Source organism: Brevibacillus centrosporus, assembly GCF_046622605.1.
In the GTDB taxonomy this organism is placed as follows: domain Bacteria; phylum Bacillota; class Bacilli; order Brevibacillales; family Brevibacillaceae; genus Brevibacillus; species Brevibacillus centrosporus.
Genome location: NZ_CP176857.1, coordinates 204,649 through 220,690 on the forward strand (window position 1 = coordinate 204,649; position 16,042 = coordinate 220,690).

At 42.3% G+C, this 16,042-nt stretch carries 20 protein-coding genes and 1 riboswitch; of the genes, 15 read left to right on the forward strand and 5 right to left on the reverse strand.

Features of this window, described 5'->3' with window-relative positions; genetic code table 11:
- Positions 1 to 54: 54 nt before the first annotated feature.
- Positions 55 to 264, reverse strand: coding sequence for a small, acid-soluble spore protein, alpha/beta type (locus ACLIN2_RS31185; RefSeq protein WP_411504954.1), 210 nt, complete (start codon positions 262 to 264; stop codon positions 55 to 57).
- A 127-nt stretch (positions 265 to 391) separates the two neighbouring features.
- Between ACLIN2_RS31185 and ACLIN2_RS31190 the strand changes: the two genes are divergently transcribed.
- The 5 genes from ACLIN2_RS31190 to ACLIN2_RS31210 all read left to right on the forward strand — a co-directional run bounded on the left by ACLIN2_RS31190 (position 392) and on the right by ACLIN2_RS31210 (position 5,640).
- The gene (locus tag ACLIN2_RS31190) at positions 392 to 1,279 is read left to right on the forward strand and encodes a thermonuclease family protein (protein WP_411504955.1); all 888 of its coding nucleotides are present in this window, start codon (positions 392 to 394) and stop codon (positions 1,277 to 1,279) included.
- A gap of 208 nt (positions 1,280 to 1,487) precedes the next feature.
- Positions 1,488 to 2,987: a hypothetical protein gene (locus ACLIN2_RS31195; RefSeq protein WP_411504956.1), complete on the forward strand. Its 1,500-nt coding sequence runs from the start codon at positions 1,488 to 1,490 to the stop codon at positions 2,985 to 2,987.
- A gap of 15 nt (positions 2,988 to 3,002) precedes the next feature.
- A complete protein-coding gene (locus ACLIN2_RS31200; protein ID WP_411504957.1) occupies positions 3,003 to 3,422 on the forward strand; it encodes a response regulator transcription factor in 420 nt (139 codons plus the stop codon).
- Positions 3,423 to 3,493: 71 nt separating this feature from the next.
- The gene (locus tag ACLIN2_RS31205; RefSeq protein ID WP_411504958.1) at positions 3,494 to 4,114 is read left to right on the forward strand and encodes an HD-GYP domain-containing protein; all 621 of its coding nucleotides are present in this window, start codon (positions 3,494 to 3,496) and stop codon (positions 4,112 to 4,114) included.
- A 365-nt stretch (positions 4,115 to 4,479) separates the two neighbouring features.
- Positions 4,480 to 5,640, forward strand: coding sequence for a type I restriction enzyme HsdR N-terminal domain-containing protein (locus tag ACLIN2_RS31210; RefSeq protein ID WP_411504959.1), 1,161 nt, complete (start codon positions 4,480 to 4,482; stop codon positions 5,638 to 5,640).
- A gap of 320 nt (positions 5,641 to 5,960) precedes the next feature.
- Here the strand turns inward: ACLIN2_RS31210 and ACLIN2_RS31215 are convergent, their stop codons facing one another.
- Positions 5,961 to 6,581: a CAP domain-containing protein gene (locus tag ACLIN2_RS31215; RefSeq protein WP_411504625.1), complete on the reverse strand. Its 621-nt coding sequence runs from the start codon at positions 6,579 to 6,581 to the stop codon at positions 5,961 to 5,963.
- A gap of 7 nt (positions 6,582 to 6,588) precedes the next feature.
- A riboswitch (cyclic di-AMP (ydaO/yuaA leader) is annotated at positions 6,589 to 6,745 on the reverse strand.
- Positions 6,746 to 7,207: 462 nt separating this feature from the next.
- Between ACLIN2_RS31215 and ACLIN2_RS31220 the strand changes: the two genes are divergently transcribed.
- The 10 genes from ACLIN2_RS31220 to ACLIN2_RS31265 all read left to right on the forward strand — a co-directional run bounded on the left by ACLIN2_RS31220 (position 7,208) and on the right by ACLIN2_RS31265 (position 12,079).
- Positions 7,208 to 7,549, forward strand: a complete 342-nt coding sequence (locus tag ACLIN2_RS31220; RefSeq protein ID WP_411504626.1) for a hypothetical protein — start codon at positions 7,208 to 7,210, stop codon at positions 7,547 to 7,549.
- A gap of 65 nt (positions 7,550 to 7,614) precedes the next feature.
- Entirely contained in the window at positions 7,615 to 7,818 is a 204-nt protein-coding gene (locus ACLIN2_RS31225) for a hypothetical protein (RefSeq protein ID WP_411504627.1), read from the forward strand.
- A gap of 25 nt (positions 7,819 to 7,843) precedes the next feature.
- Complete coding sequence (locus ACLIN2_RS31230) at positions 7,844 to 8,137, forward strand: hypothetical protein (protein WP_411504628.1); 294 nt, start codon at positions 7,844 to 7,846, stop codon at positions 8,135 to 8,137.
- 118 nt (positions 8,138 to 8,255) lie between these two features.
- Complete coding sequence (locus tag ACLIN2_RS31235) at positions 8,256 to 8,858, forward strand: hypothetical protein (protein WP_411504629.1); 603 nt, start codon at positions 8,256 to 8,258, stop codon at positions 8,856 to 8,858.
- A 237-nt stretch (positions 8,859 to 9,095) separates the two neighbouring features.
- A complete protein-coding gene (locus tag ACLIN2_RS31240; RefSeq protein ID WP_411504630.1) occupies positions 9,096 to 9,239 on the forward strand; it encodes a hypothetical protein in 144 nt (47 codons plus the stop codon).
- Positions 9,240 to 9,242: 3 nt separating this feature from the next.
- The gene (locus ACLIN2_RS31245; protein ID WP_411504631.1) at positions 9,243 to 9,698 is read left to right on the forward strand and encodes a metal-dependent hydrolase; all 456 of its coding nucleotides are present in this window, start codon (positions 9,243 to 9,245) and stop codon (positions 9,696 to 9,698) included.
- A gap of 51 nt (positions 9,699 to 9,749) precedes the next feature.
- On the forward strand, positions 9,750 to 10,343 hold the full coding sequence (locus ACLIN2_RS31250; RefSeq protein WP_411504632.1) for a hypothetical protein: 594 nt from the start codon (positions 9,750 to 9,752) through the stop codon (positions 10,341 to 10,343).
- 21 nt (positions 10,344 to 10,364) lie between these two features.
- A complete protein-coding gene (locus ACLIN2_RS31255; protein ID WP_411504633.1) occupies positions 10,365 to 10,649 on the forward strand; it encodes a hypothetical protein in 285 nt (94 codons plus the stop codon).
- Between the two features lie 128 nt (positions 10,650 to 10,777).
- Complete coding sequence (locus ACLIN2_RS31260) at positions 10,778 to 11,452, forward strand: hypothetical protein (protein ID WP_411504634.1); 675 nt, start codon at positions 10,778 to 10,780, stop codon at positions 11,450 to 11,452.
- Positions 11,453 to 11,776: 324 nt separating this feature from the next.
- A complete protein-coding gene (locus tag ACLIN2_RS31265; protein ID WP_411504635.1) occupies positions 11,777 to 12,079 on the forward strand; it encodes a hypothetical protein in 303 nt (100 codons plus the stop codon).
- A 158-nt stretch (positions 12,080 to 12,237) separates the two neighbouring features.
- Here ACLIN2_RS31265 and codY read toward each other — a convergent pair whose 3' ends face one another.
- From codY to istA, 3 genes are all read right to left on the reverse strand, one after another.
- Positions 12,238 to 13,014 (reverse strand): GTP-sensing pleiotropic transcriptional regulator CodY, encoded by a 777-nt coding sequence (gene codY, locus ACLIN2_RS31270; protein ID WP_411504636.1) that lies wholly within the window; start codon positions 13,012 to 13,014, stop codon positions 12,238 to 12,240.
- Positions 13,015 to 13,744: 730 nt separating this feature from the next.
- A complete protein-coding gene (gene istB, locus ACLIN2_RS31275) occupies positions 13,745 to 14,488 on the reverse strand; it encodes an IS21-like element helper ATPase IstB (RefSeq protein ID WP_411504637.1) in 744 nt (247 codons plus the stop codon).
- Positions 14,485 to 15,993, reverse strand: coding sequence for an IS21 family transposase (gene istA / locus ACLIN2_RS31280; protein WP_411504638.1), 1,509 nt, complete (start codon positions 15,991 to 15,993; stop codon positions 14,485 to 14,487). The genes istB and istA overlap by 4 nt, the downstream gene beginning before the upstream one ends.
- Positions 15,994 to 16,042 lie beyond the last annotated feature (49 nt).

Below are 16,042 nucleotides of genomic sequence, written 5' to 3' on the forward strand. Positions count from 1 at the left end.
GTTAGAAACGAGAGCTACCTCTTTCGCTATACCCGAGTTGGCTTAAGCCAAGAATTAATGAAGGCGTTGTCCCAAAGAGCTTTCTGCGAAACTCACCAAACGCTTAGTCATCTCTCCACCAACTGAACCGTTTTGACGGCTAGTCGTATCTGGTCCAAGGATTACACCAAACTCAGATGCAATTTCGTACTTAAGCTGATCCAACACTTGATTAGCAGCTGGGACCAAAACATTATTGCGATTGTTTCCACTGTTTGTAAGCATGAGGAATCACCTCCCTTGTTGAGGATAATATTTACATACATTCCGAGGTTTATTCTTAATTGGTTGGGGGGACCGGATCCCCGCTTCCAGTGCCATATCGACGTCAACTCGAAAGGAAATCAAGACAATGAAGAAACGTATTTTGCCGATATTGACCATTCTGGTTCTACTCGTGACTGGCTGTGGTGCTGCACCGTCTGCTGTATCCCCCGCTTCCCAAATCAACAGTCAAGACACAGTATCCAATCAATCGGGCCAAGAGGCAGTGTCATCAAAGAATGATAATCGAGCAAAGCAGCAAACGGTGCAGCTCCAGGGATGGTGGGGGACTGTAACCAAGGTGAGTGACGGAGACACCCTAGAGGTGGATTCCAAAAAGGTTAGACTCATCGGAGTTAACACACCGGAGACTGTGAAGCCTGGAGAACCAGTCTTCCCATATGGAAAGGAAGCAAGTGAATATACAAAGAAAGCATTAACTGGCAAGAAAGTATTTGTCGAGGTCGACGTTCAACCGACCGATAAATTTGGCCGTACCCTTGGATATGTCTATTTACAAGAACCCAAAACCGAAGCGGATATCGAGAACTACATGTTTAACGCGATTCTTCTTCGTGAAGGGTATGCTCAACTCATGACGATCCCGCCGAACGTGAAATATCAGGATCGATTTGTTCGCCTTCAGAAAGAGAGCCGGGAGGGGAACAAGGGATTATGGGCGCTGGGGATATACGCGGATGAAGCAAAAAGTTCCAGTAACGTATTCATAGATGGAAAAAGCCCGTTTGAAAAAGAAAAGTCAGGGGAAAAAGCTTCATCTTCGGTGACCAAAACCACAACAGATCAAAAGGCAGCATGTCCGAATCCAACCATTAAGGGCAATATTAACTCCAAAGGGAAAAAACTCTATCATGTTAAGGGCGTTTCCCCTTATTATGAGAAGACCAAAGCTGAAATGATGTTTTGTACAGAGGAAGAGGCTGAGGCAGCAGGATTTGTGAAGGCAGGAAGTTGAAAGTAGAATAGTAAGACTTTTTACTCACAGGTTCTTGTACGTATCGTCCTTTTGGATTATAATGGGATGGTAGTTTGTTGAAACTTCCATAATTTCATACGAGCATCGGAAATACCGAGCGATCCGCTTTGCCTGATAGGCAAAGTGAATCGCTCTTTTTATTTTTTAGAGCAGTATTATTGATTCGCCAAAAGGGAGACGAATTTAGGTGAAAAAGGTATTAATTGCCCTCAATGCTTCGAAGAGCCTTTACGACTTTATAGCGAAAACAGCTACGGATTCAGGCATGACTCCCATCCTGGATGACTCCATTAATGTTCGTAGCCTCCTTCTCATGCATGTTGAGCAGTATTCTCCAGATATTGTTGTCATGAGTGACAAGCTCCTGGGAGACGAAAGAAATGAGCTCCCCCAGGAGCGTGATGCAGCTTTGCTTCAGATCATGAAAGTCCTACGACAAAAGCGTATCCGCGTCATATTCCTTTCCCTTATCCACCCTCCAAGAAAGGAGGGGGATGGGTTTTTGGGGGAACTGGTCCATATGGGTGTCTATGATATCTGGCACCAGAAGACCATAGATCCACAGAAGTTTGCTTTTCATTTTTTGGATGAGAATCGCCTAGATTACACGGATGTCGATTACCTCAGCGACATGAGCAAGGGCTTTTCATGGACACCCAACCCACCTGCCACTCAACAAGATAACGGACAGGAACCAGAATCTGAGGGCATGGATGAGATTAAAAACGAGGCACCCAGTTCAAATCCTTCTTACACAGCTCCAGAGACAAAAGTTATCTATAAGCGAGTGAAAGAGCCCGTCATTGTTGAGAAAGTCGTTAAAGAGGTGGTACGGCTCAACGAAAGCGTAACCATTAAGCCGGTTCTAATCGTTGTGGGGAGCTTGAATGCGACAGGAGGATCGGGGGCTTCGACAGTATGCCACTCATTAGCTACGGTGTTAACCAAAATAGGTCCGTATACCGCTGTCGTGGAGGCATACACACAAGGTCGAATCCCTCAAATGATGGAATACCTTGGACAAGGGAATATCCCTGAATACGAAGATGAACGGGTTTGGAAAAGCTGGATGAGACAAACAAAAGAAGAGGGGACGATTCAGCTTCATTGGGAAAAATATGGAATTCGTTGGGCCCCGTTAGATCCGCAATGCCCGCTTTACGAATACTCCGAAGAGGAGAACCTTCTTTTCATTAGCAATACGCGTCAGCATCCATTTGTCATCGTGGATATAGGTCGCGGTTGGCGTTCTCGGTATGCTGAGCATTGGATGCTGCAAGCGGATGCGATTGTAGGAGTAACAGACTGTTCAAACAGTCGTTTGTGGTCTGCTGTGCCCTCCGTTCAGTATTTAACCAAGCGGTACAGAGATCGGTTCAGTGTTTGTTTAAACCGGTATACCGACACCTATAAGGAAATTAAGGATCAGGTCTATGTCTATTTAGAATCAGAGGAAGAAAACCCGCTTCGGGAGCAAATATCTGTCCCTGTTTCCATGAGGTTCCCGGATAAGGGTACCTACTTTGCTGAATTAGAGTGGAAGCACAAGCCAATTGAGGATGAGGAAATATCCGACGTGGCAGAGGGTTTCTTAACCCAATTCATCGATAAAAAGGCATTCGTTCCCAAAGAAAATATGGGGCAGAAAGTCACCCGGGTCATTCGTAGTATGTTCGCTAATAGATGAGAAGAGGTGGAAATGATGGAATATACAGTACAAGCGGAGAAGAAGGATCAAGATTGGAGCGGAGGATCGGCCGTAAATATCTTTATTTTGCCTCCTAACAACGATGATGAAACCATCGATCAGGTAGTGGAGTCGATCATGGGTAACCCGAAAGTATCGGTACACGTTCAACGGTCCAATAGAAGAGCAGCTATTAGTCCGGTTGTCTTGAAGCGGGCAGATTCCTTTAACTGGGGTCTTCTAACAGATCGTGAAATAGCCGTGTTTCATCTAATGTTGGAGGGAGACGAAAATAAAGATATTGCGCAAAAACTAGGTATCAGTGATAAGACGGTCAAAAATCACGTATCCAGTATCCTATTAAAAATGAACGTTAAAAACCGTACGCAGGCAGTCATTTTTGCTTTCCAAACCTCCTACGCGAAAATCGTGTAATTGTATTCATCCAGATCCGGCAGCACTGGGGGAGAGAGGATACCAAGATTACATGGCCGGGGGAGGCACCCATGCGAAAACTGTTAACGACTATGCTACATTGTAGCAGTGCTTCTACGAATCTGATGGTCGAAACGATTCACTCACTTGTTTCAAGTGTGAACGCCCGCGACTCCTATACGTATCAGCATTCTATTAACGTTGGCTATTATGCTTGGAAAATCGCCAAACAATTTCGGTTAGACGAAGAGGAATGTGTCAATGTTTATATAGGTGGCATACTTCATGACATCGGGAAAATTGGCACACCTGATGCCATCATTATGAAAGATGGGAAACTGTCAAAAGAGGAATTCGATATTATGAAGAAACACACAGAGACAGGCTTTTCGATCGTACAAGTGATTTCGCCTCTTCATAAGCGGGGGATTGATAAAACTGTCCTGTATCATCATGAACGTATGGATGGAAAGGGATATCCTGAGGGTCTCTTTTCTGCTGATATTCCTTTAGGTGCGAAAATTGTTTCGGTAGCGGATGCTTATGATGCCATGACAACGGCCAGACATTATCGACCCTCGTTGGATTATGGTAAGGCCGTAGAGCAGCTTTTACAGGGGAAAGGAACGCAGTTTGATCCCATTGTTGTAGATTTATTTTTGGAGGCAATGTCCAGCCATCTTGTAACTTAGGTGAGTGTGGGCATTGCCTTCTTTATGTATTGCAGATACCGCCCACGGTTGTTACGGTGAATATACATCGTTTGGAATCTCTTTATGATCAACACCAATAGGCCAGGGTAGCTCTCCCCTAGCCTCAATACAGGATATTGCGCGTATGTATTCTGTACCCGGTATGGCTCGTACGCAGCCATCGGATTGGTGTAAAGCTGTGCAAGGAAAGCATCCATCTCTAGGGCGCCCACTTCGATCAGGAACCTTGCAGTAATAGTATGGCTGAAATAGACTGAATTTATACAAGGCTGAGTTCATTTTGAATTCGATCGAACAAAGCAACCTTGGTACTAACCATAAATCTGATGAATGCGGTGGTCGTAGTGGAAATTAATCTGGATAAGTTCAACTTACCCAAAATCTACATGAGACAGGGCAAAGCATGTTTTCTAGATCCCGTTAGAAAAAAACTCATACCTAGAACCCCTGAAGAGGAAGTTAGACAAAAAGTCATACAGCTATTGATCATGGAAATGAAAGTGCCTCAGGAAATGATTGATGTTGAAGTCCCGATGTCATACTACAATCCAAAAGCAAGAGGAAGAGCTGACATCATTGTTAACGCAATAAATGATAAACAAGAGCGTATACCTGTTTTGATCGTAGAAACAAAGGCTACCGGTAAACCTTTGTTAGATGATTACTTTAACCAAATACATAAATATGAAGAAATCTTGCAGACGAATAATTTGATCGTTACCAACGGGGTAGAGTTTGTTATACAATCCTGGGATAGTATGGAAGAAACCTTTAAGGAAATATCTGTTTTACCTACATACTTGGAACTTCTAAATAAAGACGTACAGTTTATTGAATATACACCTTTTCTCTACCACAAACGTGAATACAGCACATATGAATCTGTGGAAGTTCTCAACTTTTATCGAAACCATTTTGGTAAGAAAGCCAAAAGTGATATTTGGAAGTTAATCATTAATATGAATGAATTGTTATGGGACGATACCGATAAGATAAAAGCGCATACATTTTCGGGGCTGAGGGTGGTTAGGGATATAGGAGTTAGATATACCTCCTTTGGGAATGCAGCCGGGTTTGATTGGACAGCTGATTATCGATCAATGATAATCGAGGATAGTCAGAAAAACAACCAAATAGTAAGTCTTGCGATCCTTCACGGTTATTTAGTTGTTGCTATCGATGACTATAAAAAAAGCCACAATTCATTGCAATATCAAATCCAAGATTTCGTTCAAGAAATCGATAAGGATCTGTATCAATTTGATCATAATGGACGTCTTGCACTTAGTAATAAGGGGCCAATGAAATGGAATGAGGTTATCCAGTTTGTAAAAGACATTGATCAATCATTAGTAAATCAAAAGGGTAGAATCGATTTAGGAATTTTAGATAACAGGAAAGAATTTTCCTGGGATCAACCTGATGTAAGAGAATTTTTTGGAAGGATAATCAAATACTCACTTTATCGAGATGAATTCAGGAGACATAAACTGAACCAGTTATAAGATTAGCACATGCCAGAGAGGTTCAAAGTGAAGGAAATGGCTCGAATACACTAACAGAAGGGTTTACCAAGCGTATTAAGAATCCTAGATCTGTATTGGTGAAGGAAAAGAAAAGTTCCGAGCAACGGAGATTTGTGACCAGCGGTACAATTATACGGAATGACAGCTCTAGATAAGTAAATACTAAAGAAACAATTACAATTTGCATTGGAGTAGGAGCAGCCCGCTCCTCAGCAAGTATCTTCTTTCTTGGGAAAAACAAGAAACCGGGCCCTCGCTAGAGGGCTCGGCTTTCAATAACAATAACAATAACAATTTCATTATCCGATGAATTCTTGTACCCAGTATCCATTCACAAAGCTTACACCGATTTTGGTGAAGGAAGGATTCATGATGTTTTGACGGTGTCCTTCGCTGTTCATCCATTGGTTCATAACTTCATCAGCGGTGCGTTGACCCATAGCAATGTTTTCCCCAGCGGTCATGTAAGATACACCGAACTGTTTCATCATATCAAATGGAGATCCGTACGTAGGGTTAGTATGGTCGAAGTAGTTGTTATTGGACATATCAGCCGCTTTTGCTTTAGCGACTTTGTTCAAGGAAGCGTCGAGTTCAACTGGCTTCAGACCCGCTTTTGCACGCTCTTGGTTCACCAGGTCAGCTACTTGTTTCATTACAGAGGAAGCGTCAACTTGTTGATGTGCTTGCTTTGCAGGTTGTGGAGTAGCTGCTGGTTGCTGTACAGGCTGTTGCTGAACTGGCGTTGCATATTGCGGTTGAATAGGTTGTTGAATCATTGGTTGATATCCGTATTGCGCTGTATATGGGAACGATTGGGTTTGAGGTTGTAATGCCGCGGCAGAGGCTGTGTTAGAAAAGCCGGACAGAACAAATCCCAATCCCAAAGTCGCGATTGTAATCGTACCAAGGCGTTTCATATTCACATCGTCTCCTTTTTTTGGCCTACGAGGTTAGTTGACGGATTCGGATTGAGGAAACAACCCTACGCCCATTGGCGATTCACCCCATGCAGATCTCTCATCTGCAAGTAAGAAGATCCCCCGCACTTCCATTCGAGAGGAAGTTTCGGCTGTTTTGTTTGGCATGACCCAGAATAACAGAGATTTACCGATGAAATAAACCCATAAAATTTGGTATGATTAATGAGGATTATCTAAAGACTCCTTTTTCCAAATCTTGCTTGAGATTATCTCAGAACTATCCTAAAATACACATATACCTTTCTTTTTTATTTTGCATGTTTATGACCATTGTTTGGTCATATTCGTAGGTTAACTACGTAACTTGTATGGCTCTGTTGAGCATGATGAACCTTAATTTTGAGGGATTCGTCTGCTTGCAGAGCCTTTTTGCGTTTTGAATTTGAAAGGTTGTTATATGGCCACAGTAATTTCTTCAATGTTGATGGAGAAAAGCTGTGGCTTTTTTACGTTAGGGACTCTTCATAGATCTTGAAATGATACACAGAGTGCGAGAATGCCTGACTAAATTTGCAAGTGTAATAGATGCCACCAAGAGATGGCCGACCAGAGGAGGAATGTTTATGACTTTTGACGTTTGGTATCAAGTATTAATTCCCTTAGCATTAGGTAGCGTAACGGCTGCTGCTAAATATATCGCACAAACCCCCTATCGAAAGGGTTCTCGTAAATACTGGTTTGGATTTACGGGAAACACCATTCTCGGAGGGGTTGCTGCGATCGCAGCAAGTAACTATCTCGGACAAAATGAAATCGGTAAGATTCTAACGCTCTCAGCTATTGGGGGCTACCTGGGAGCTGCTTGGCTCGATAAGAACTCTGGTAGTGGTGACGTTGAGAAAGCCAAAAAAGATGCAGATGCGGAGTTTCAAGAGAGACTGAAACGAATGGGGAAAGAAGAATAGTAAGCGAGGAGAAGCACCCGCTTCTCCTCTTACATAACGAAAATGTTTGAGTGGGGGATTGTGTAATGTCAGGAAAAAAGAGTGCACTCGACTTTGTTTCCACATGGGATTGGGCAGAGATCGTCACTTTACGCGCCAGACAACAGATATCCAATGACGAAATGGAAGTAAAGGAACTGCAGGAGCGAATTATGTTCATTTTGGATCAAGCGGAACAACGGTATGAAGACTATAAAATCAGGCAGCAGTTTTCCGTCCCAGCGTCATAATCTTCGTTAAACAGAGGTGTTATAGATGGCAACCTATCAGCAAGTATTGAAACGTTTTGCGACCAAGTATCTCCAACGAATCGAGACTGAGGAAGACAAGGTGTGGCTTCGAGAGAATACGTATACGCTATGGTGCGAACCGGAGTTCATTGAGGAATTTCACGCTGCAATGAAATCCACGAGTAATCAAAAAGGATTAGATGTCATGTTTGAGGCATATAAAAAGGAGGATCCATCCGCCAGTATCGAATGGCTATACAATAATTGCTTGGATGAGGAACTCGAAAGCAGGATCACACAGATCGATCATTCAGAGTAATCTCAATCGATCGCAATAGAGCTCATCTGATCTTTCAGTTGGGCTCTATTTATTTTGCCAGCTTCTTCCTGACATTTCCTCTCTTATGATAAGATGAGGAGAAGAAGGGGTGGACAGGATGAAGATAAACGTCAATTTACTCAGCGATGTGATGAATCAGTCGGAGTATCAGCGATTGGTCTTATTAGACCGTCTTTTGCACGAGAGTTTAGACTCATCCATCAACGTGTCCTATCTTCAAGAGATGGTGAGTATTATTAGGAAAGCTAAGATAACGAGTACCGATAAACGTTCGGCCTTATTTGACGAAGCTGTCACAGAACCCATTGGAGGTAAATTGGTTCCAATCGATTTTTTAAATGCTGATGAGTGGGATCGCATTCGTTCTCTAAAGCAGCAAATTAATGAGTCACTCGATAAAGAGGATATTATTTCTCGGATGAGGGAAATCAAGAAGGTCCTCTCAAAAGCTGAAATCAGGAACGATGTACATAATGGTTTACATTTGGTTCCGAATGAAGTGCGCCATGCGATTGAGAATGAGAACGTATTGCCGATCCACTTTGTAACGGAAGATGAGTGGCGCCAAATAGAGGTATTGAGAAGCAAGTTTGACGATGGGGACGAGGGAGACATCTTTGAACTCCACAATCAGACAATGGGAATTCTTGACCTAGCCGAAGCCAGATATGAAATATATCAAGAACAGAAAACAAGGTAGCACTCAGCGGAACAAAAGCTGGGTGCTCTTTTTTATTATTTGATGTACAAAAAATGGGTTGCTATTGGATATTTCTGTATGATAAGATGAACTTACGAGCAAACCAGTAATTGTATATGAGATAAAAGAGACGAGGTGTCTTTTATGGTCCTGGCATTTACAATAATGTTTTCTGTTCTTGCACTTTTGTCGGTCCTTTCCTTCTTCTATAAGGACATGATTGCACTGGGAGTCATGATGTTGCTGTTAAATCTCATGATGTTGGGAGTCATTCACGGATTGAACATGCAATATTTTGGTTGGTTTGTAGCTGTTTACGTGGTGGCTATGACTATGATCCTGCGTAAGTTTCAAAGCAAATCGAAGGAAGTCGGTGTCTAAGCGATGACCTGGAAAACACATCTCGTGTTAGGGGCAATGGCCGGTTACTATGCTAATGCCTCTTGGACAGGTATGGTAGCGGGAGCTGCGTTTGCATTGGTACCAGATCTTGATAAAGCAAGAAGCAAGGCCGGGAAAATGATATGGCCACTGTCGTGGTTGGTGGAAAAGGGAATCGGACACCGAACACTGACACACTCGTGGATCATGTTGTTTCTCCCGGCTCTTTTGTTAGGGAATCCATCTATTGCCCATGCTGCTTTATTAGGGTTGCTCTCTCATTTGATCAGTGACGCTTTGGTTGGTCAGATCCAACTGTTTTGGCCGATTCGGCAAGGATGGATTGGGATCCCGCTCCCGAAATTCTTGTACCGGATGGTAGATGTTCTCGTTTTCTACGCAGCTATTGGCTATAGTGTATACTGGGCCTATGAGAAAGGAATCGATCTTCTAGGATAATCGTTTTCAGGTTTGATCGTTCATAGTGCGTGGAAGGAGTAATAGGAGGAAATGGACAACACCAACAATTCTACCCAGTATGATCGTATTGTTATAGATGTCTTTGTGTATGATCAGCTTTTGGAAGAACAGAAGGCGGTTATGTTAATCTATTTGGCCCTTCAATACTATCGTTGTGTAAACGGAGCGGATGGAGAAGGCTGGTTTCGAGTCAGTTACGGGGATATCAAGGAAAGGCTTGGAACAAGTAGTGATACAATCACGCATGCCATTCGAAGGCTGCATGATATACAGTTTATTGATGTCAAACGGGTTGGCAAAAACATCAACTATTATCACATTACGGAGCGGGTTTTAGAACAGATGAAATATATCATTTTGCGCCCGCTCGTGATCGAAAAGCTGTTTCGCGTCCCTAAATCTGCCCTGCGCCTATACTTATCATTACATATTTTTCGAATGGAACAGCAAAAAAAGGGACAAGATCCGATTTTAGTGACACGCGATGATATAAGGACATTTGTAGGGATCGCTAATAACACCATTTCTACATCCAGGGACGCCCTGCATGAGCAGGGGCTCATCGAATATGAGAGGTCTAAGGATGGGAAAGCTCCGATGTTTTATGTAATTTTGGAGGAGTAGACGGACTAGGAGGCTTACAAGATGGTTGAGATTCGATATATGGGAGTCATTATTGGTACAGGAAATTTCGTGAATTTTGAAGCAGCAAGTGAAGTCTATGTAGACATCCAGTTTTCAGACGATAGCATGAAGGAGCTTAATGGACATTGTCTAGAGATCGATCATGGCAAACAAGCGATTATCGTATGGGACGACAAAGGAAAGCAGTTGTTTGCTTCAGAGCTTATTCGTATTCCCTTCTTTCGAAAAGAACTTCTAAAGCAACTTACGCTCCTGGATGAGCAAGATGTTCTTTATTATCAGTGAGTTTTATTATAAGTTAGTTCATCTGATCAGAGGCGTTCACAAATTGGAGCTTAGCTATCCATGGCGACAAGTTAAGCAGTTTGCTATAGAGGGCGAGGAGTCATCACAGCATTCAAGGAGGAACAGGAATGTTTACATACCGGAATATATATAGCGGGGAAATTGTCTCATCAGAAGAACGATTGGATGAGAGGAAGGATCTAATACATTACCCATACATGGGCGATGTTGTTGAATTTACTTTTGGGCCACCAGGAATGAATGCATACGGAAGCAAGCTGGCTTTAATGACGAAAAATTATCAGAAGGGCGTAGTCGTTTTCCTATTTGAAGATGGGGCAATCTTGGAAACAGACATGACCTGCTCTAATGAGGATGAATATATCTATTTAACAAGTGAACAATGGCTACAGATTGTTAAAGAATATAGAAATATCCACGGGAAAGATAATAGCTATAGAAACATTGAAGCTTTTATAAAAGAAAAATTGAATCATTCATTTTCATATGAGCAATATGCTGCTCGGTATAACGAAGTATTGAAGAATAACGAACAGGTAGAGGGGATTAAACGCATGTATTTGGACGAGGCTCACCATATGTTCTCTGAGATTATAAAAGATCAAAAGGATCATGAGGCTGTAAAATCGATTAGAAAAGGCGACACTATCACTTTTGAAAAAGATGGCGTATTACAGAAAGGTACAGTATATGCGGTATCTAGAGTACTAAAAGATGAAATCTACAATGTGCATTCAAAGTCTGGTAAGGCAGTTATTGTATTCAAAGAAGATTTGCGTTAAGAGTATGTAGGATATGATCATCGAGAACCCTGAAACATAATACTTTGTTTGAAAAGGGGATGTCCTCGTGAAAAATAATGCTCTAATCAAAGAGTGTCCACATTGTGGATCAGATAGAGGCTACTTCACCAAAATGCAGGCTTCTGGGTCAGTTTGGTGTCATGTTGGGTTTGATGGATCTGAGCGTGAAAACACTCAAATGTACGATTCCCTGTCACTCAAAGGTGGTAAAGTAGCATATTGCTCCAATTGTGAGAAAAGGCTATTTAAGCTGGTTTAACATAATTTATATTATGTAAATAGAATGGGAGAGGTATAAATTATATGCTCAATCAAATTAGAGCATTTCTTAGTAAGATTATTAGAATAAATCAGGATTTTAGCGCATTATCAGATAATGAGCTAGTAATCGGGTATTGGGATACTGTTGGATATGTTGTGAGTTTTAAAGATGGTCGGGAAAAGACAGTTAATCCCGAATTGTCTAAAGAAAAAGCTTTAGCTAAATATGAAGCGACCATTAGTATTCTGGAGCGGGAATTGGAAAAGAGAGGGATTGATAAAGGAAGTATACAAATCATATACGACAGCGATGAGGGGAGATTTCCGACTTATATCAAAAAGTAGCAAAAGTGAAGCTGTGAAGAGACAGTATAGGTCCAGTCTTACGCGTGCAGAAAATTTTAGGAGTAAATGGCAGGACTGAATTGGATTGCCTTATCAATTCAAATATAGTAATCCCAAATAATAACACCTCTCTTCAATCGAAGAGAGGTGTATCTTCATTATGAAGATGTTTTTAATTTTGCAAGCTCGGTGGAGAACTTTGAGTTTAGTACACGGATATAAGTACCCTTCATCCCAAGTGAGCGAGACTCTAATACTCCGGCACTAGCTAACTTCCTAAGAGCGTTAACAATTACAGAGCGGGTGATACCAGCCTTATCAGCAAGGTCACTTGCTACAAGAAGTCGATCCCGTGCTGATTCCATATGTTCCATGATTTTTTCGATGGCAAATTGCTCACTATACGACAGAGAAGACAGAGCGATCTTTGCGTATGTTTTTTCTCGTATTTCTGCCTCAATTTCATCTGTGCGATGTCTTACCATCTTCATTCCAATCACAGTAGCAGCAATTTCTCCAAGGACTAGATCTTCTTCGGTAAATCCATTGTAAAAACGCAACAGAATGAATGTCCCTAACCGGGTGCCTCCCCCGTTAATAGGAATTATTGTAGTCATCAACCGCGGAAAATTGGAACGTAGAACATCCGGAATGATGGTGTACGAACTTTGTACCGGTTCATTGGATAAACTTTGCTCTACTTCGATGAGCTTCTGAGTAAGACTCGACGGCAGCATGTTTGATATCTGATCAATCCCATCGATGATTTGGTCCGTACTGCTCCCCAGAATCTGCCCATCTTTGCTTACGATAAATACGCTTGCACCCATCAACTCTGAAAACTTAAGAGCAAGGTTTTGATATGATGTACTACGACCATCAATGTTTGCTTGTAATAACGAATTAAATCTTCTTGTCTTCTCTAAAAGGTTCACCTTTATTATCCCCCTGGTCTTATAGATATATTGATATTATTGGTTGAAGAGTCAGATTATATACAAAGATATAGAGAAGTTCATTCATCTCATTGCCTGGAATGGTGGCGATCTACATACCTGATCTTCCCCACACAAGTGTACAACAGAGTCAATACATCATTGCGATTGATTAAGTACAAACATGTCAAAAAACGTGAGGAAAAAAGGAAATATTTCAATTATGAATAATACACAATTTGACATATGAAATATGAATTGTTTTCTGATGTGTCATAAAGCATGCTTTTTGAAAGAGCTGAGTGTTACGCTAACTGGCAGAATAATATCAATTTGAGAGACAGTCGTACTTATGGTATTGAACAGGACTTTATGCAGTGAACCACATGAATTTTCAGCTCGCGGTGCCCATAAAATTTATGGACACACTAAAAGTACAAATAACGGGTACAAACAAAAAGAAAACAATTTATTAATTATCAACTAACTCCTCACACAGTATAGCGAAAATTATAAACATACTTCTGTGCATGACATCGACTCACCCGAAAGACGGGGAGCATTACAGTGTTTAAAAATTTAGTTTGACGCTGCAAGCAGCGCCATTTCAGAAGTAGTTCAAGCAAATCTGACTGTGAATGTCAATCAAAAAGTTGACCACCGTGCTCATCAAAAAATTGACCACCAGGACAAAATGAATCCACCCGTTGGGTGGGTAACTTTTTCATGATCACGATCTTTGAATGCTTTGTTTAAAGCGATAACTATCTCCATTCATCGCAAAGATATGGGCTCGGTGGGTAAGACGATCAACTAGGGCTGACGTCATTTGCTCATCCTTAAAAATTTGTGTCCAATCGGCAAATTCTAGATTGCTGGTGATTATCATACTCCCTTTTTCATAACGAGCTGCACAAAATTGAAATAATAACTCTGCCCCGGTCCGACTAAGAGGGACAAACCCGACCTCATCTAAAATGATCAAATCTGTTTTCAACCATTGTTTCTCTAGCTGGAGGATGCGTTTTTGGGACTGAGCTTCCATAAGTTCGTTGCATATTTTGGCTGCAGTCCAAAACTGGACAGAATAGCCGTAATGGCAGGCTTCCTTGCCAAGTGCAATGGAAAGATGAGTTTTTCCGGTGCCGGAGTTTCCGATAAACATGATGTTTTCCGCCTTCTCGATGTACTCACAACGAGCCAGTTGAAGCAACTTGGGCTTATTAAGAGATGGGACTGCTGAAAATTCATATTGATCGAGCGTTTTCACTGACGGAAACTTGGCGTGCTTGATACGACTTGCGATTTGGTTAGCATCTCGTTGTTGCACCTCCTGTTCCAAGAGGGCCAAGAGGAACTCCTCGTAGGGAATTTGTCGTTCGGCAGCATCATGGGCAATTTCCTTATAGACACGCTTAATGGCGGGTAAGCGAAGGCGTTTCGCGTAGGTTTCGAGCAAGAATGTCGTACTCAATGAACCACACTCCTTTTCTGTAACAAACGATTGTACTGGCTTAGGTCGGGGGATTTTACCTGAATACGCGGAATAGAACTGTCCTCAGCCAACGTAAGTTGGGGGACACGATGTTCCGGAAGCGTACGCTGAAACAATAATTGCCTTACGGCATCATATTGTAACATCCCTTTTTGACAAGCTTCCTCTAGTGCTTCCTCGACGAGAGAAGTATCGAATTCACGATGTAGAAGCAGAAGTCTAACAAACTCCCTCATCCCTCCCGGTCGGTTACGGCACTTGTCCAAGAACTGTTGGTAAATTGGAGGTAACCCCGCTTGATGCAAAGGTCTAGCATACAAAACCGCACCTGGTCGAGTAAGAAGCAAATCCAGGTAGTGATCATATTGCAAAAGCTCTTTGCCGCTTTCCAAACATCTCTCATGCTCAGCAATCAATTTGTTTCCATGGTATACCTCGATCCGTTCGGCAAACACCTTACAAGTAAGCTCGGTAGATGCGTATGAAACGGGAACAGAATAGGCATTTTTCTCAAAGTGAATCATAGACAAGGTATTGCTTTTTACAGAGACGACACGGCAACAATCCAGTGGTTGTGGAGGCAATGGGAGCATGATCTGCTGCTCTTGCACAAACGCTGCTCCAACGGTCAAGGATGATCTCGGAATGGTAGTTGTCTCGTAAGAGATACATTTCTCAAGGAGGAAATGATTTAATTCCTCCAGTGAAGAGACACTTGGAACTGGGGTAAAGAACTGCTTTTGGACGAACCTTACGAGATTTTCGACTTGACCTTTTTGGTGCCCTTTTCCCGGATCACAGAAATGACTTTCGAACAGGTAGTGAGCACGGAGCTGGACAAATCGCTCTTGTTCCTCGCGGTTTTTACCTTCCAACACCTTCTTTACGACAGTTGTCAGATTGTCGTACGTAACGGTCTGAGGAACAGCACCGAAAAACTCAAAGGCATCGACATGCCCTTGAAGGAGAGCTTCTTGCTTTTGATGAAAGAATGTTTTGACGAAAATCTTTCTGCTGTAAGTACAACGCATACAAAAGACTTGAACTTTTACCTGCATACCCTGATAAAGAACAGTAACCTCGCCCCAGTCAAATTGAGCAAATTTCCCTGGCGGGAATTCGAGGGGGACAAACGCTTTTGGAGGAGAAACGCGTAGTTGTCTGACGTAACGTCGGACCGTAGATTCACCGCCGGTGAATCCGTATTCGTCGACAAGTCTCTGGTAGATACGAGTGGCAGTATGACGCTGCTTGGGAGGAGCCTGTTCATCTTGACGCAGCCATTCCAGGATGATGGGCTGCACGGAATCAATGACTGGTTTGGGTTTCGGTTTCGACAGCTGGTACACAGGGATCTCCGTTGATTTTAAGGCTTTTCGTATGACTTGACGGGAATAGCCAGTTTCGCGAGAAATTTGCCGAATCGGCTTCCCTAGCAGAATGTGTTGTTTCCTGATAAACTCATAATTAGCCATCTGAAGCATGTCCTTTCCTCCTATATCTTGTTGTCTCAGCAACTTCAAGATACAGGAA

Excerpts from the sequence above, each read along its gene's own strand:
- ACLIN2_RS31185 (WP_411504954.1), bottom strand. The coding sequence starts at position 264 with ATGCTTACAAACAGTGGAAACAATCGCAATAATGTTTTGGTCCCAGCT.
- ACLIN2_RS31190 (WP_411504955.1), top strand. The coding sequence starts at position 392 with ATGAAGAAACGTATTTTGCCGATATTGACCATTCTGGTTCTACTCGTG.
- ACLIN2_RS31200 (WP_411504957.1), top strand. The coding sequence starts at position 3,003 with ATGGAATATACAGTACAAGCGGAGAAGAAGGATCAAGATTGGAGCGGA.
- ACLIN2_RS31205 (WP_411504958.1), top strand. The coding sequence starts at position 3,494 with ATGCGAAAACTGTTAACGACTATGCTACATTGTAGCAGTGCTTCTACG.
- ACLIN2_RS31215 (WP_411504625.1), bottom strand. The coding sequence starts at position 6,581 with ATGAAACGCCTTGGTACGATTACAATCGCGACTTTGGGATTGGGATTT.
- ACLIN2_RS31220 (WP_411504626.1), top strand. The coding sequence starts at position 7,208 with ATGACTTTTGACGTTTGGTATCAAGTATTAATTCCCTTAGCATTAGGT.
- ACLIN2_RS31225 (WP_411504627.1), top strand. The coding sequence starts at position 7,615 with ATGTCAGGAAAAAAGAGTGCACTCGACTTTGTTTCCACATGGGATTGG.
- ACLIN2_RS31230 (WP_411504628.1), top strand. The coding sequence starts at position 7,844 with ATGGCAACCTATCAGCAAGTATTGAAACGTTTTGCGACCAAGTATCTC.
- ACLIN2_RS31235 (WP_411504629.1), top strand. The coding sequence starts at position 8,256 with ATGAAGATAAACGTCAATTTACTCAGCGATGTGATGAATCAGTCGGAG.
- ACLIN2_RS31240 (WP_411504630.1), top strand. The coding sequence starts at position 9,096 with ATGTTGCTGTTAAATCTCATGATGTTGGGAGTCATTCACGGATTGAAC.
- ACLIN2_RS31245 (WP_411504631.1), top strand. The coding sequence starts at position 9,243 with ATGACCTGGAAAACACATCTCGTGTTAGGGGCAATGGCCGGTTACTAT.
- ACLIN2_RS31250 (WP_411504632.1), top strand. The coding sequence starts at position 9,750 with ATGGACAACACCAACAATTCTACCCAGTATGATCGTATTGTTATAGAT.
- ACLIN2_RS31255 (WP_411504633.1), top strand. The coding sequence starts at position 10,365 with ATGGTTGAGATTCGATATATGGGAGTCATTATTGGTACAGGAAATTTC.
- ACLIN2_RS31260 (WP_411504634.1), top strand. The coding sequence starts at position 10,778 with ATGTTTACATACCGGAATATATATAGCGGGGAAATTGTCTCATCAGAA.
- ACLIN2_RS31265 (WP_411504635.1), top strand. The coding sequence starts at position 11,777 with ATGCTCAATCAAATTAGAGCATTTCTTAGTAAGATTATTAGAATAAAT.
- istA (WP_411504638.1), bottom strand. The coding sequence starts at position 15,993 with ATGCTTCAGATGGCTAATTATGAGTTTATCAGGAAACAACACATTCTG.